Annotated in this window: 1 protein-coding gene; it reads left to right on the top strand. The window is 62.6% G+C overall.

Going from position 1 to position 712, the window contains the following annotated elements; translation table 11 throughout:
* The coding region (gene tnpC, locus NKJ15_RS32915; RefSeq protein ID WP_352819859.1) for an IS66 family transposase at positions 1–712 on the top strand (712 nt) is incomplete at both ends.

Genomic DNA, 712 nt, shown 5'->3' with positions numbered 1-712 from the left:
GGCAGCATCGCCACGGCCTCGACGCTGGCCTTCGCGCTCGTTCACAAATACGTCGACGGCACACCGCTCTACCGCCTGGCGCAGGCCTTCGAGCGCGCGGGCGTTCCTGTCAGCCGTGGCGCTCTGGGTCACTGGATGATCGGCTCGAGCGAAAAGCATCTCGCCCGCATCTATGACGTGCTGAAGCTGCGGCTCAGATCGCAGCCCCTCATCCATGGCGACGAGACCACGGTCCAGGTGCTGAAGGAAATGGACAGAGAGGCCACCAGCACCTCGTACATGTGGGCATACCGGAGCGGCCACGACAGTGACGAGCCGATCGTGCTGCTCGATTATCAGCCGGGTCGCGGCCAGATACACCCGCAGACCTTCTTGGGCGATTACCGCGGCATCGTGATGAGTGACGGTTATTCCGCCTGGCGCACGCTGGAAGGGGCAACGCATCTTGGCTGCATGGCTCATTCGAGGCGGCGCTTCGTCGATGCCCTAAAGGCGAGGAAGAAGGGTGGCGGGCCGCCGGAACAGGCACTCCGGTTCTTCGAACAGCTCTATCGGGTTGAAAGGCAGGCGCGGAACGAAATCCCCGATGACGGCGAAACGCGAGATCACTGCATTCGCCGCTTCCGCCAGCAACATAGTGTCCCGATCCTCCAGGCTCTCAAGGCATGGCTCGACGACTTCGCTCCAAAAGTCTTGCCGGACAGCAAGCTCG

It is taken from the genome of Mesorhizobium sp. M0207 (genome assembly GCF_040321995.1).
Classification (GTDB): domain Bacteria; phylum Pseudomonadota; class Alphaproteobacteria; order Rhizobiales; family Rhizobiaceae; genus Mesorhizobium.
This window is presented reverse-complemented; position numbering and strand designations above follow the sequence as displayed.